A 15288-nucleotide genomic window follows, 5' to 3' on the forward strand; every position below is an offset into this window, starting at 1 on the left:
ATGGCTAAAAAATCAACAAAGCAGATTGATTTCGTTGCCGCGCAAGATGTCATTGCCAGACAGTTTAGAAATCTCGATGCTAAGGATCCTTCGCTGTGGCCAGTTGCCCCGAAAGTCCTCTTGTGTGTTTTGATAGCGACCGCAGTTGCCGTTGTATCTTGGTTTGCAAAAATCAAAGAATATGAGGAAGAGTTGCAGGCGGAGGTGGCTAAAGAGCAATCGTTAAGAGCTGATTATCAAACAAAATTGGTTAAGGCTGTTAGTTTAGATGCTCTTAAGCGACAGCGTGAACAAGTTCAGCAGTATGTAATTCAACTCGAGAAGCAACTGCCAAGTAAAGCTGAAATGGCTGCGCTGCTTTCGGATATTAATCAAGCTGGCTTGGGGAGAAGTTTGCAGTTCGACTTGTTTCGCCCTGGAGCTGTTGTAGTGAAAGAGTATTATGCGGAACTTCCTATTGATGTGAAAGTCACGGGAAAGTATCACGATATGGGAGCATTTGCCGCTGATATCGCCCAATTGTCCCGTATTGTCACTCTTAACAACATTTCGATCGCCCCAATTCCTAAGGATGCAGGCAAAGATGCGGGAATGCTTACCATGAATGCAACCGCACGTACATTTCGATATCTTGATAATGAAGAAATTCAAATCCAAAGAAAAGCAGGAGGATCTAAGAAATGAGATATCCCCGGGTGCTTTTCTTGTTTTGTACTCTATTTTTAGGGAGTTGCGGTTTCTCACAGGACGATGATCTTCGGCTGTGGATGGAAGAGTTACGCGCAACAACAAAACCCCGCGTGACTCCTTTAAGTGAGCCTAAACAGTTTCAGCCACAAGCTTATACTATGGAGGCTGGGGTGGAGCCCTTTAATGCGGTCAAATTGACCCAGGCTTTGCGTAAAGACTCCAGTCAACTTGCATCTAACGCGGCGCTCATTGCTCCAGAGATGGCTAGACGGAAAGAGCCACTTGAAGCCTATCCACTCGACGTAATGACAATGGTCGGTAGCCTGGATAAAAAAGGTACGCCAACAGCTTTGCTGAAAGTCGACACCCTTTTATATCAAGTACGCGTTGGAAACTACATCGGCCAGAATTATGGGAAAATAATTCGCGTATCGGAAAGTTCAATTCAACTGCGGGAAATCGTGCAGGATGCTACAGGTGATTGGGTTGAGCGTACGACGTCCTTGGATCTGCAAGAGGTTAAGAAATGAAAAATTCTAAAGTATGTAGCTCTAAAATCTGGAGCTTCTTCGCTGGAGCCTCTTTGGCTGTATTGGTCCCGGTAAGTGCGTATGCCCAGGGTGTTCTGGAATCTGTTGTCAGCAGTGTTCAAAATGGCGTAGACGTCGTTCGCATTGATTTCGGGCAGCCATTGGCAGAGCTGCCTCGAGGTTTTGCTGTTCAAACACCGCCGCGTGTTGCGTTGGATTTTCCCGGGACCGTTAATGGTAGCGGCAAAAATATCTTTGAAATTAATCAAGGTAATGTCAGATCGGTGAACATCGTGCAAGCTGGCGATTTGTCCAGAATTGTGCTTAATCTAAAGCAAGCGACTTCCTATCAAGCGGAAATTCAGGGGAAGTCACTGTTTATCTCATTAGGATCAAGCGGTTCGATTGCCAGCGCGGCAGCCAAGGGGGTACCCTCCACACAGACATTTGCTGATGTGGGAAGTTCTGATGTGCAAGTTCTACGCGATATTGATTTTCGTCGGGGTGCGGATGGCTCCGGTAGAGTTATAGTAACGCTACCGTCTAGTCAGGTAGGTGTAGATGTTCAGCAGCAGGGAAAAGGGCTCGTTGTTGACTTTCTAAAGTCTTCGCTGCCAGAGGGCCTTCGTAGAAATTTAGATGTTGCTGATTTTGGAACTCCAGTCCAAACGGTAAAAACGACGCAACAGGGTGAGCGAGTGCGAATGGTTATTGACCCTGTCGGTGATTGGGAGCACAGCGCATATCAGAGTGATAGCCAGTTTGTTGTCGAGATTCGTCAGAAAAAAATAGACCTGAACAAACTGACGCAGGGGCCAGGGTATAGCGGTGAAAAGTTATCACTCAATTTTCAAAATATTGAAGTTCGTTCATTGCTTCAAGTTATCGCTGACTTTACGAATTTCAATATTGTGACTTCAGATACGGTCACCGGATCGCTGACGCTGCGCTTGAAAGACGTGCCTTGGGATCAAGCGCTGCAGATAATTATGGAGGCGAAAGGTCTGGGTATGCGCAAAACCGGTACTGTTTTGTGGATTGCCCCAAAGGATGAAATTGATGATCGTTTGAGAAAAGATTATGAGGCTGTTCAAGCGATTCAAAAGCTCGAACCGTTGCGAACTCAAGCCTTTCAGATGAATTATGCTAAGGCGGCTGATATGGTTAATCAGCTTACAACATCCAGTGGCGGTGCCAGTGGCACAAGTAACAGATTTTTGTCAGAGCGCGGCAGCGCTATTGCAGAGCCCAGAACCAACCAGCTGTTTGTTACTGATACTGGTGGCAAGCTGGAAGAAGTGCGCAAACTGTTGTCTACGCTGGATGTGGCTGTGCGGCAGGTGATGATTGAAGCCCGAATCGTCGAGGCGTCTGACACCTTTGGGCGCTCGCTTGGAGTCAGATTAGGCGCCACCGATTTGCGCGCCAATCGAGGGGGGACTGGTGGCTACGCTCTCGGAGGGGGTAATAGTTTGGCTTTCGGTACAAGTTATAACAATGCAGTCGCTTCAACCGGAGCGGGCGGATCTACCAACACTTTGGGTAACTTCGTGAATCTTCCCGCTCAGGCTCAAGGGGGGTTTGATCCTGCCAGCTTTGCGATCTCCATCTTTAACTCCGCCGCGAATAGATTTCTCAACTTGGAGATTTCTGCAATGGAGGCAGATGGCAAAGGAAAGATTGTTTCGAGTCCGCGTGTAGTTACAGCTGATCAAACCAAAGCCTCCATTGAGCAAGGAACTGAGTTTCCTTATCCTGTAACCGCTCCCAATGGCGGAACTGTTATCGCCTTCAAGAAGGCAGTACTCAAGTTGGAAGTGCAGCCTCAAATTACTCCTGAAGGGAACATCATTCTTGATTTGGACGTGAATAAGGATAGTCCGGGGGAAATTCTTCTCAATGTCCGTGCTATCAATACCAAGCATATCAAGACTCAGGTCCTGGTAGAAAACGGTGGAACTGTAGTTATCGGCGGTATTTTCGAGTTGTTCGAAGACGAGTCTGAGGCGAAAGTTCCACTCTTAGGTGATATTCCTGGTGTTGGGAATCTCTTCAAGACCAAAACCAAACAAGCCAATAAGCAAGAAATGTTGATCTTTATCACCCCTAAGATTTTGACTGAGCGGACCGCTGCTCGGTAATTTATAATTAATGAACAGGAAAAACAAATGTTGAAATTTTATAAATTATCTACAATTTTGCTGGCATCATTTGCCGCTTCATGTGGTGGCGGAGGGGGTAGTCCAGGTACAACTACTGAGCCTTACAGTATTTCACTTCGTGCAGATAAAGTTCAGTTGCCATTGAATATTGCCGGTGCCCGCCCAGGCATAGGAGTTTCCTCGCCCTATACCACAACGCTTTATGTGGAAGCACGTAAGGGTAGTGTTGCTATCCCTGGAGGTACTGCTGAAGTATTTGGCTGCAATATATCGGGTGGCTTGAGTTCAGGATCTCTATATTACCTCGATGGTAAAGCCGAGCACGAAACTGACGTAACTGTAGGCGGAGTAACGACCAAAGTCCCCAACGCCTATCGAAGTATTTCGCTTGCGTCCAACTCCGGTGGTAATTCTTTTCATTTCCATTCTGGAAATCAGGCGGGGCCGGTTCAAATTACTTGCTCCATTACTGATCCAAGTGCTAATCGGGTTGTATCTACAGCTGTAGATATCGTCGTTGGGGCTGCAACTGGTAAGGCTTCTAGTATCAAGGGTGTTGCAGAATTCCCTGTCCTTGGGGTCCAAAGCAATACTGCGAATCTGCGCACTAGCACTGCGATCAATGGTTATGTGTTGGATGATGCAAATCAGCCGGTACCAGTGTCGTCGAAGGCTAATTTGCAGGTGGCGATCATATCGGGCGGCGCGTCTAATGGCGCTCGGTTGCTCTCGGGATCGCAGAGCGGCAGCGTACTGCAAGTAAGTACGATTGGTGGAGTTGGGTTGTTTTCACTAGCAAGCGGCACTAGTGTAGGAACTATATTGTTGGAAATGACTACTGATCGGGCAGATAATGATGTAACCAATGGGATACAGGACCCCATTGTTCAGCTTTATCCAGTTGCTGTAGATTCGGGCGTAGTAGCTGGCACACCTGCTCCGGCGTTGACGCTTGTTGCCGCGACCCCACCAGCGGGTACAAACGGTCTGCCCTACAGTTATGCGTTTAGTGCGACAGGAGGTGTTGCACCATATACATGGACAGCTTTGGGCGGCATTCCAGAAGGCCTGACTCTCAGTGCCAATGGTATCTTGAGTGGCACGCCTGCGGTTAAACAAGTGGGTACGTTTCAAATTGCGGTGCGACTCACTGATAGCCAAGGTAGCTCCATTACCGGCAACTTCCCGTTGGTGATTGCGGCCAATGCGGCGGTGGACCCGGCAAACAATGTGCTGTCTATTACTAACAGTGGTTGCGGCTCTGATCTGTGTATCTTGCCAGTTAGTAATCCAGCTGCCGTAGCGCCTGTCAACGGTATTCATTACCAATATGCTCTGACTGTGACTGGTCCTGGGACAGGTGGCGCTGTATGGACAGCTACTGGACTGCCGACGTGGTTGAGTCTTTCTGCAGACGGCATTCTGACCATCACTTACACTGCTACGCAAACTGTGCCCAAGCTCGAGGATTGTAAGAGTGCGGCGTTTACGATCAATGCAAACCGCGGCGGGCAGACTGCCACACGCAGGGTTTTGATGTCTTTCGGCACTGGAGCAGGTACTTGCCGGGCATAAATGCCACAGCTTAATAGAGAGAGGGAGGGGGGTCTATCCTCTCACCAAATCAGTCCCCGGCTTGCCGGGGATTTTTTTGACCTATCACCTGATTTACCCCGAACGTGCCTTCGTAAAATGCACTGGCGGCGGGATGGAGTTCCAGCGGCTAGACCGGATTTCGGCACCCCTATGTAGCTACTCTACTTTGCAATGATCGAGATATGAGCCCATCTAAAACTACCGCTAGGCATACCGTCTCGATCGATTTGGCCGAGCGTAGCTATCCCATCGTCATTGGCAGCGGCTTGTTGTCTAGTGCACAAACATTCGAAGCCTTGCCGTTGGGCAGCGTCGCGCTGGTTGTCACCAACACAACCGTGGCGCCGCTGTACGCAGCTCACTTGATGTCCGCGCTGCAAACTCGCTATGCGCGGATAGAGGTGGTGCAACTGGCAGATGGAGAGAGCCATAAAAATTGGCAGACCCTCCAGCAGATTTTCGATTCGTTACTGGAAAACAATTGCGACCGCAAGACTGTCATGTTCGCGCTAGGCGGCGGAGTCGTAGGCGACATGACCGGCTTTGCCGCAGCAAGCTACATGCGCGGCGTGCCCTTCGTGCAGGTGCCGACCACGTTGCTCGCGCAGGTTGATTCGTCCGTCGGCGGCAAGACGGCGATTAATCATCCGCTCGGCAAGAACATGATCGGCGCGTTCTACCAGCCACAACTGGTAGTGTGCGACCTGGACGTGCTGCGCACGTTGCCAGCACGTGAGTTGAGTGCTGGACTGGCGGAGGTCATCAAGTACGGGCCCATTTCCGACATGGCATTTTTCGATTGGCTGGAAGGAAATATGGATGCGCTGGTGGCGCGCGATCCTGACGCCCTGGCCCACGCCGTGCGCCGCAGTTGCGAGATCAAGGCCTGGGTGGTCGGGCAGGACGAGCGCGAATCCGGGTTGCGCGCCATTTTGAATTTTGGTCACACCTTTGGCCACGCGATCGAGGCTGGCATGGGCTATGGTGCGTGGCTCCATGGCGAAGGCGTAGGGGCGGGTATGGTGATGGCGGCCGAGCTGTCGCATCGCCTGGGGCTGGTGGATGCTGCTTTTGTACAGCGCCTCACAGCACTGATTGCGCGGGCGGGGCTCCCCGTGCGGGGGGCGATCCTGGATGCTGACGACAATGCGGGCCGGTACCTGAAACTCATGCGCGTCGACAAGAAGGCGGAGGGTGGTGAGATTCGCTTTGTAGTGATCGATGGGCCTGGCCGGGCGGTGGTTCGATCTGCGCCGGATGCACTGGTGCGTGCTGTGATCGATGACTGTTGCGCCCTGTGATCGAGACGGCGCCGGGCGCCCGCCGATAGACCGCGCAGTGGCATCGCGAACCATGTCCTTCTTGGCTCCTTACGCTTGCGACCCCGCACTCACGCGTGGACGCCGCCATACCGAACACCCGGCTCCCACCCGCACCGACTACCAGCGCGACCGCGACCGCATCGTGCATTCCACCGCATTCCGCCGGCTGGTCTACAAGACGCAGGTCTTCCTCAACCATGAAGGCGATCTATTCCGCACCCGCCTGACGCATTCGCTGGAGGTCGCGCAACTGGGCCGCTCCATCGCGCGATCGCTGCGCATCAATGAAGACCTGGTGGAGGCGATTTCTCTGGCGCACGACCTGGGCCACACGCCGTTTGGCCATGCCGGCCAAGACGCGCTGCATGCCTGCATGGCTGAAACTGGTGGCTTCGAGCACAACCTGCAAAGCTTGCGGGTGGTAGACAAACTCGAAGAGCGATATCCGCAATACGATGGGCTGAATCTCACTTTCGAGACGCGAGAGGGCGTGCTCAAACATTGCTCGCGCGTGCATGCCGAACAGCTGGAAGCTGAGGAGCCCAACGGGGTCGGAGCGCGTTTTCTGCGCCGCGAGCAGCCGAGCCTGGAGGCGCAGTTGTGCAATCTAGCCGACGAGATTGCCTACAACGCCCACGACATTGACGATGGGGTGCGGTCCGGGCTGATATCGATGGCGCAGCTGCAGGAGGTCCCCCTGTTCGAGCAATACCGGGCGGCGGCGCTGGCTGAGCACCCGGCACTGGCGCAATCGTCCAGCCAGCGCCGGCTGCTCTACGAGGCCATACGCCGCATGTTGAGCGATCAGGTGTATGACGTGATCGATACCACGCAAGCTGCCATCGCGCGATGCGCGCCGGAGACGGTGGATGCCGTGCGCCGTGCGCCAGGCCTGGTGATGTTCAGCGATGCCATGCGCGAGCGTTCGCAGGTGCTCAAGCGGTTTCTCTTCAAGAACCTGTACCGACACCCCCAGGTGATGGAAACCACCGGGCGGGCGCAGCAGGTGGTGCGAGAGCTGTTTGCGGCATACACCGCAGCGCCCCAAGAGATGAAAGCCGCGTTCGCGGAGCAGGCCTCCATGGACCAAGGGCCGCTGCGGGCGCGGGCAGTTGCCGATTTCATTGCGGGCATGACTGACCGTTTTGCAGCGCGTGAGCACGAGCGACTGACAGGGCTGCGGCTTCTGGTTGAATGAGCGGCAGCGCCATGGCGGCTGCCCCCGATCCGCCGCTTGCGCAGGATTCGGGTATGGTCCTTCGGACGGGCCGCAGTCGAGCCAAAGAAGCTGGGACACTTGTTGCTCAGCCGGCTCAATACATAGCGACGATGCTGACCCCAGCGGTGTCCAAAGGCCACGCACGTAAAATCGACGCATCCCTCGCGCTGCTTGCTTTTTCATGACGCTTCCTCTTGCTTCCACTGCGGCGCGATCTTCAGATCCTGCTGCCCCTTCCCCGTTCATCCAAGACACTGTGCGCTGGCTGGAGCGTGCGGTCATCGGCCTCAACTTGTGCCCCTTTGCCAAGGGTGTGCACGTCAAAGGCCAGATCCACTATGCCGTGGCGCTGACGCCCCATGTGGACGAGGTCCTTGAGCTGCTGCGCGAAGAGCTGGCGGCATTAGTGGCCACGCCGGCGCAAGAGCGCGACACGTCGCTGCTCATCCTGGCGCACTGTCTGCAGGATTTTCTCGATTTCAATGACTTTCTGGGCCAGGCGGATGCGCTGCTGGAGCAGATGGAGCTGGCCGGCACCGTACAAATCGCAAGTTTCCACCCGCAATTCCAGTTTGCCGGCACCGACGTGGACGACGTCACCAACTGCACCAACCGGTCACCGTACCCCACCTTGCACCTGCTGCGCGAGGAGAGCATCGACCGTGCGGTCGAAGTGTTTCCGGAAGCGGAAAGCATCTTCGAGCGCAACATGGAAGTGCTGGAAGCACTGGGCACGAAGGGGTGGGAAGAGCTGGGGGTGGGGCCTGGCGATGGTGGCAGTGATGAGGGTAGTGATGTTGTCGCCACAGCAACGCGCGCGGTCGCGCCATGAAGAAAGATCAAGCAATGGTTAACAGCGCAGCAGCACCGCAAGTGCAAGGTGGCAAGGCCGGTGGCAAAAAGAACACGAACGGCAGGGCGGCATCGAATGCTGCAGCGCAAGCTTCGGAGCTCTCCGAACTGCGGCCCGGGCAGTCCGTGGAGCTGCTAAAGGAGCTACACATCCTGACCCGCGAGGGTCGCTTGAACCAGGACTCGCGCCGCAAGCTGAAGCAGGTGTACCACCTGTTCAACTTCATCGAACCCCTGCTGGGCGAGTTGTCCAGCAGCGACCAAGGCCCGACGCTGGCCGACCACGGGGCCGGCAAGTCCTACCTGGGGTTCATCCTGTACGACCTGTATTTCAAGCCATTGGGTCGCGGGCACATTTATGGGGTGGAGACGCGCGCGGAGTTGGTCGAAAAATCCCGTGTGCTGGCGCACAAGTTGGACTTCGAACGCATGTCGTTCCTCAACCTGTCGGTGGCTGAATCCACCGATGCGAATGAACTGCCACCGCAGATCGATGTGGTGACCGCCCTGCATGCATGCGATACCGCCACCGACGATGCCATTGCCTTCGGTTTGCAGAAAAAAGCGCGGGCGATGGTGCTAGTGCCGTGCTGCCAGGCCGAGATGGCCGCATGCCTGCGCCAAGGCAAGGCGCTGCAGCTTACGCGCACGCCGCTGGCCGAGCTGTGGCGCCATCCGCTGCACACCCGTGAAGTGGGGAGCCAGGTCACCAACGTGCTGCGGTGCCTGTACCTGGAGGCCAACGGTTACCAGGTCACGGTGACGGAACTGGTGGGGTGGGAGCACAGTATGAAGAACGAACTCATCATTGCGCGCTACATCGGGCAGAAGAAACGCAGCGCCGCAGAACGGTTGCGAGCGCTGCTGGGGGAGTTCGGCCTGCAGTCCCTGGAGGATCTGCGCTATCCAGGCTTGCCAGCCGCGTAGCTACCTGGCATTGGCCGCCGCAGGGACTGTTGGTCCCCGCGGTGGCGCGTCACCGATCAAGGCTGTGGTGGGTCCTTGGACCGCGTCTTGCTGACCGCGCTGAAGATGCCGATGCCCAGCAGTATCAGTGCGCCGATGCCGATGTAGAGCTGGGGTACCCCGGCAGTCACCGCAGCCCAGATCACGCCGGCCAGAAAAATCAGGAAGCCGAGCATGTAGAGTGCAAAAGACATGGGTCTTCTCCGTGTTGTTGGTCTGCCCGGATGGTCGGTGCTCACCGCCCTGGGCCATGTCGTCCCGCGGTACGCTCGCGTGTCGGACAACCCCAACAACCACCCCGAGATTTTTCCATGGCCCGCCTGCCGCGCCTGACCCTGCCAGGTCAGCTACACCACGTCATCCAGCGCGGCAACAACCGCCAGCCCATCTTCGTCGACCGCGAAGACTACGAGACCATGCTCGCCCTGCTGGCCGACAACGCGCAGCGCCATGCGGTCGCCGTCCATGCCTATGTGCTCATGGACAACCACTTCCACCTGGTGGCCACGCCTTCCACCGCGGACGGCCTGCCGCAGATGATGCAGGCGGTGGGGCGCCGCTATGTGCAGTACTTCAACCGCCGGCACGGCCGCACCGGCACGCTGTGGGAGGGCCGCTACCGTTCCACGGTGCTGCAGCCCGAGCGGTACCTGCTGCCCTGCATGGTGTACCTCGACCTGAATCCGGTCCGCTCGGGCACCGTGGTGCAAGCCGTCGACTACCCGTGGTCCAGCCATGCGCACTGGCTGGGCCTGCGGGTCGACCGTTTGCTGACCCCGCACGCGCTGTACTGGGCACTGGGCAACACGCCGTTCGCGCGTGAAGCGGCCTATGGCGCTGCAGTGCAGGCGGGAATCAGTTCGCAAGAGCAAGCGGCGTTGACCACCTCGGCCCTCAGCGGCTGGGCGCTGGGTGACCCAGAATTTGTCGCCGAATTGCAAAAGCAGACGCTGCGCCGTGTAGTGCGCGGAAAGGCCGGGCGGCCGGCATTGGCGCCGATTTCAGAAGAAATTTAGGCTCCCCCGCTTGATGGGAGCGCGCTATTCGCTATCATTTTTGACATGTCCCCAATAAATTCCATATTTATTTAGTAGGACAATAAAAGAGAATCTGACCCCAATTAATATGCTTGCAACGCATGTTGCAATGCACTAATCTCCAACTCCCTGCGAAAAACATGAGGAGTGCGCCATGACCACGACGGCCGCCGAGATCGAGCATCTGCAACAACACGGTTTGTATTCATCCGGTAACGAACACGACGCCTGCGGGCTCGGCTTCGTCGCCCACATCAAGGGGGTGAAGCGCCACGACATCGTGACGCAGGCCCTCAAGATCCTTGAGAACATCGATCACCGTGGCGCCGTGGGTGCCGACCCGCTGATGGGCGACGGTGCGGGCATCCTGATCCAGATCCCTGACGCGCTCTACCGTGAAGAGATGGCCAAGCTGGGTGTCACGCTGCCCGCCGCCGGCGAATATGGCGTGGGCATGATCTTCCTGCCCAAGGAACACGCCTCCCGCTTGGCCTGCGAGCAGGAGATGGAGCGCGCGATCAAGGCCGAAGGCCAGGTGCTGCTGGGCTGGCGCGATGTGCCGGTCAACCTCGACATGCCCATGTCGCCCACCGTGCGCAAGAAGGAGCCCATCCTGCGCCAGGTCTTCATCGGCCGCGGCAACGACGTGATCGTTCAGGACGCGCTGGAGCGCAAGCTGTACGTGATCCGCAAGACGGCCAGCGCCGCCATCCAGAACCTCAAGCTCAAGCACAGCAAGGAATACTACGTTCCCAGCATGTCCAGCCGCACCGTGGTCTACAAGGGCCTGCTGCTGGCCGACCAGGTGGGCGTGTACTACAAGGACCTGTCCGACGAGCGCTGCGTCTCGGCCATCGGCCTGGTGCACCAGCGTTTCTCCACCAACACCTTCCCCGAGTGGCCGCTGGCCCACCCGTACCGCTACGTGGCGCACAACGGTGAAATCAACACCGTCAAGGGCAACTACAACTGGATGAAGGCGCGCGAAGGCGTGATGGCCTCGCCCGTGCTGGCCGCCGACCTGCAAAAGCTCTACCCCATCAGCTTTGCCGACCAGTCCGACACCGCCACGTTCGACAACTGCCTCGAACTGCTGACCATGGCCGGCTACCCCATCAGCCAGGCCGTGATGATGATGATCCCCGAGCCGTGGGAGCAGCACACCACCATGGACGAGCGCCGCCGCGCCTTCTATGAATACCACGCCGCCATGCTCGAGCCCTGGGACGGCCCCGCCTCCATCGTGTTCACCGATGGTCGCCAGATCGGCGCCACGCTGGACCGCAACGGCCTGCGCCCCTCGCGCTACTGCATCACCGATGACGACCTTGTCATCATGGGCTCGGAATCCGGCGTGCTGCCCATCCCCGAGAACAAGATCGTGCGCAAGTGGCGCCTGCAGCCCGGCAAGATGTTCCTGATCGACCTGGAACAGGGCCGCATGATCGACGACGATGAGCTGAAAGCCAACGTCGTCAACACCAAGCCCTACAAGCAGTGGATCGAAAACCTGCGCATCAAGCTCGACAGCGTCGGCACCGACACCGCGTCCACTCCCGACGCCGCGCCCCTGCCGCTGCTCGACCGCCAGCAGGCCTTCGGCTACACCCAGGAAGACATCAAGTTCCTGATGGCCCCCATGGCCAAGAACGGGGAAGAAGGCATCGGCTCCATGGGCAACGACAGCCCGCTGGCCGTGCTCTCGGGCAAGAACAAGCCGCTGTACAACTACTTCAAGCAGTTGTTCGCGCAGGTGACCAACCCGCCCATCGACCCGATCCGCGAAGCCATCGTGATGTCGCTGGTGTCCTTCATCGGACCCAAGCCCAACCTGCTGGACATCAACCAGGTCAACCCGCCGATGCGTCTGGAAGTGAGCCAGCCCGTGCTGGACTTCGCCGACATGGCCAAGCTGCGCAACATCGAAAAGTACACGCAGGGCAAGTTCAAGAGCGCCACCATCGACATCACCTACCCGCTGAGCTGGGGCCGTGAAGGCGTGGAGGCCAAGCTCGCGTCGCTGTGCGCACAGGCTGTGGACGCCATCAAGGGCGGCGCCAACATCCTCATCGTCAGCGACCGCGCCGTGAGCGCCACCCAGGTGGCCATCCCCGCGCTGCTGGCCCTGTCGGCCATCCACCAGCATCTGGTGGGCGCAGGCCTGCGCACCACGGCTGGCCTGGTGGTCGAGACCGGTACCGCGCGTGAAGTGCACCACTTCGCCGTGCTGGGCGGCTACGGCGCAGAGGCCGTGCACCCCTACCTCGCCATGGAAACCCTGGCCGAGATGCATAAGGACATGCCTGGCGACCTGTCGCCGGACAAGGCCATCTACAACTACGTCAAGGCCATCGGCAAGGGCCTGTCCAAGATCATGTCCAAGATGGGCGTGAGCACCTACATGTCCTACTGCGGCGCGCAGCTGTTCGAGGCCATTGGCCTGAACACCGACACCGTGGGCAAGTACTTCACCGGCACCGCCAGCCGAGTGGAGGGCATCGGCGTGTTCGAGATCGCCGAAGAAGCCATCCGCATGCACAAGGCCGCCTTCAGCGACGACCCCGTGCTCGAAACCATGCTGGACGCCGGCGGCGAGTACGCCTGGCGCACCCGTGGCGAAGACCACATGTGGACGCCCGACGCAATCGCCAAGCTGCAGCACAGCACGCGCGCCAACAACTGGAACACGTACAAGGAGTACGCCCAGATCATCAACGACCAGAGCAAGCGCCACCTCACGCTGCGCGGCCTGTTCGAGTTCAAGATCGACCCGTCCAAGGCCATCTCCATCGACGAGGTCGAGCCTGCCAAGGAGATCGTCAAGCGCTTTGCCACCGGCGCCATGTCGCTGGGCTCCATCTCCACCGAGGCACACGCCACGCTGGCCGTGGCCATGAACCGCATCGGCGGCAAGAGCAACACCGGCGAAGGCGGTGAAGACGCTGCGCGCTACCGCAACGAACTCAAGGGCATCCCGATCAAGCAGGGCGATACCTTGAAGAGCGTGATCGGAGCCGCCAACGTCGAGGTCGACCTGCCCCTGCAGGACGGCGACTCGCTGCGTTCGAAGATCAAGCAGGTCGCGTCGGGCCGCTTCGGCGTCACGGCCGAATACCTGTCGTCGGCCGACCAGATCCAGATCAAGATGGCCCAGGGCGCCAAGCCTGGTGAAGGCGGCCAGCTGCCGGGCGGCAAGGTGTCCAACTACATCGGCAAGCTGCGCCACAGCGTGCCGGGCGTGGGGTTGATCTCGCCCCCGCCGCACCACGACATCTACTCCATCGAAGACCTGGCCCAGCTGATCCACGACCTGAAGAACGTGGCGCCACACGCCACGATCAGCACCAAGCTGGTGTCCGAAGTGGGCGTGGGCACCATCGCCGCGGGCGTCACCAAGTGCAAGAGCGACCACCTCGTGATCGCCGGCCATGACGGCGGCACGGGCGCATCGCCCTGGTCGTCCATCAAGCACGCGGGCGGTCCGTGGGAAATCGGCCTGGCCGAAACCCAGCAGACCCTGGTGCTCAACCGCCTGCGCGGCCGTGTGCGCGTGCAGGCCGACGGCCAGATGAAGACCGGCCGCGACGTCGCCATCGGCGCGCTGCTGGGCGCGGACGAGTTCGGCTTCGCCACCGCGCCGCTGGTGGTCGAGGGCTGCATCATGATGCGCAAGTGCCACCTGAACACCTGCCCCGTGGGCGTGGCCACGCAGGACCCCGAGCTGCGCAAGAAGTTCTCGGGCAAGCCCGAGCACGTGGTCAACTACTTCTTCTTCATCGCCGAAGAAGTGCGCCAGATCATGGCCCAGCTGGGCATCAAGAAGTTCGACGACCTGATCGGCCGCTCTGACCTGCTCGACACGCGCTCCGGCATTGCCCACTGGAAGGCGCGCGGCCTGGACTTCGGCCGCCTGTTCGCCCAGCCCAATGTGCCCGCCGATGTGCCGCGCTACCACGTGGACGTGCAGGACCACAACATCACCAACACCCTGGACCGCAAGCTCATTGAGCGCAGCAAGCCTGCCATCGACAAGGGCGAGCGCGTGCAGTTCATCGAGGTGGCCCGCAACGTCAACCGCTCCGTGGGCGCCATGCTCTCCGGCGCTGTGACGCGCGTGCACCCCGAAGGCCTGCCGGACGACACCATCCGCATCCAGCTGGAAGGCACGGGCGGGCAGTCGTTCGGTGCGTTCCTCACGCGCGGCATCACGCTGTACCTGATCGGTGACGCCAACGACTACACGGGCAAGGGCCTGTCGGGCGGCCGCGTCATCGTGCGCCCCAGCATCGACTTCCGCGGTGAATCCGTGCGCAACACCATCGTGGGCAACACGGTGATGTACGGCGCCACCACGGGCGAGGCCTTCTTCAGTGGCGTGGCCGGCGAACGCTTTGCCGTGCGCCTGTCGGGTGCCACTGCGGTGGTCGAAGGCACGGGTGACCATGGCTGCGAATACATGACCGGCGGCACCGTGGTGGTGCTCGGCAAGACCGGCCGCAACTTCGCGGCGGGCATGAGCGGCGGCGTGGCCTACGTCTACGACGAAGACGGCCAGTTCGACACGCGCTGCAACATGTCCATGGTGACGCTGGAGCGCATCCTGCCGGCGTCCGAGCAAGAAGCGACCATGCCGCGCGCCATCTGGCACGGTGGCCAGAGCGACGAAGCGCAGCTCAAGAAGCTGCTGGAAGACCACAACCGCTGGACCGGCAGCAAGCGCGCCCGCGAGCTGCTGGACAACTGGGCCGCGTCGCGCGGCAAGTTCGTCAAGGTCTTCCCGACCGAGTACAAGCGCGCACTGGCTGAGATTTATGAACGAAAAGTGTTGGAAGAGCCCGCTACCCCTGCGGTAGCAGCTCCTGAAAAGGTAGCTGTGCCCGCCAAGTAAGGCGAGCCGCAACCGACACGTACACC

Annotated in this window: 11 protein-coding genes; 10 read left to right on the plus strand and 1 reads right to left on the minus strand. The window is 58.5% G+C overall.

Translation table 11 applies throughout. The features are described 5' to 3' along the window. From ACSQ3N_RS05380 to ACSQ3N_RS05415, 8 genes are all read left to right on the plus strand, one after another. Nucleotides 1-684 carry a type 4a pilus biogenesis protein PilO gene (locus tag ACSQ3N_RS05380; protein WP_082517124.1) on the plus strand — a complete coding sequence of 228 codons (684 nt, stop codon included), beginning with the start codon at nucleotides 1-3 and terminating at the stop codon, nucleotides 682-684. Next, nucleotides 681-1220, plus strand: coding sequence for a pilus assembly protein PilP (locus tag ACSQ3N_RS05385; protein WP_082517125.1), 540 nt, complete (start codon nucleotides 681-683; stop codon nucleotides 1218-1220). The genes ACSQ3N_RS05380 and ACSQ3N_RS05385 overlap by 4 nt, the downstream gene beginning before the upstream one ends. Beyond that, the gene (gene pilQ, locus ACSQ3N_RS05390) at nucleotides 1217-3361 is read left to right on the plus strand and encodes a type IV pilus secretin PilQ (protein ID WP_082517126.1); all 2145 of its coding nucleotides are present in this window, start codon (nucleotides 1217-1219) and stop codon (nucleotides 3359-3361) included. The genes ACSQ3N_RS05385 and pilQ overlap by 4 nt, the downstream gene beginning before the upstream one ends. Before the next feature lie 27 nt (nucleotides 3362-3388). Further along, entirely contained in the window at nucleotides 3389-4957 is a 1569-nt protein-coding gene (locus tag ACSQ3N_RS05395) for an Ig domain-containing protein (RefSeq protein ID WP_082517127.1), read from the plus strand. Nucleotides 4958-5160: 203 nt separating this feature from the next. Then, on the plus strand, nucleotides 5161-6279 hold the full coding sequence (gene aroB / locus ACSQ3N_RS05400; protein ID WP_056173430.1) for a 3-dehydroquinate synthase: 1119 nt from the start codon (nucleotides 5161-5163) through the stop codon (nucleotides 6277-6279). Between the two features lie 52 nt (nucleotides 6280-6331). Beyond that, nucleotides 6332-7498 (plus strand): deoxyguanosinetriphosphate triphosphohydrolase, encoded by a 1167-nt coding sequence (locus ACSQ3N_RS05405; protein ID WP_056173433.1) that lies wholly within the window; start codon nucleotides 6332-6334, stop codon nucleotides 7496-7498. 202 nt (nucleotides 7499-7700) lie between these two features. After that, complete coding sequence (locus tag ACSQ3N_RS05410; RefSeq protein WP_082517128.1) at nucleotides 7701-8351, plus strand: DUF1415 domain-containing protein; 651 nt, start codon at nucleotides 7701-7703, stop codon at nucleotides 8349-8351. Beyond that, on the plus strand, nucleotides 8348-9298 hold the full coding sequence (locus ACSQ3N_RS05415) for a class I SAM-dependent methyltransferase (RefSeq protein WP_436145775.1): 951 nt from the start codon (nucleotides 8348-8350) through the stop codon (nucleotides 9296-9298). Before ACSQ3N_RS05410 ends, ACSQ3N_RS05415 begins: the two co-directional genes overlap by 4 nt. Before the next feature lie 56 nt (nucleotides 9299-9354). Here the strand turns inward: ACSQ3N_RS05415 and ACSQ3N_RS05420 are convergent, their stop codons facing one another. Beyond that, nucleotides 9355-9531, minus strand: a complete 177-nt coding sequence (locus ACSQ3N_RS05420; protein ID WP_056173440.1) for a hypothetical protein — start codon at nucleotides 9529-9531, stop codon at nucleotides 9355-9357. A 117-nt stretch (nucleotides 9532-9648) separates the two neighbouring features. Between ACSQ3N_RS05420 and ACSQ3N_RS05425 the strand changes: the two genes are divergently transcribed. Both ACSQ3N_RS05425 and ACSQ3N_RS05430 read left to right on the plus strand, forming a co-directional pair. Next, entirely contained in the window at nucleotides 9649-10353 is a 705-nt protein-coding gene (locus tag ACSQ3N_RS05425) for a transposase (protein ID WP_056173442.1), read from the plus strand. A 175-nt stretch (nucleotides 10354-10528) separates the two neighbouring features. After that, nucleotides 10529-15262, plus strand: coding sequence for a glutamate synthase-related protein (locus tag ACSQ3N_RS05430; RefSeq protein WP_056173445.1), 4734 nt, complete (start codon nucleotides 10529-10531; stop codon nucleotides 15260-15262). The last annotated feature ends 26 nt before the right edge of the window (nucleotides 15263-15288 follow it).

The organism is Acidovorax sp. LjRoot194, assembly GCF_964253015.1.
Taxonomy (GTDB): Bacteria; Pseudomonadota; Gammaproteobacteria; order Burkholderiales; family Burkholderiaceae_C; genus Acidovorax.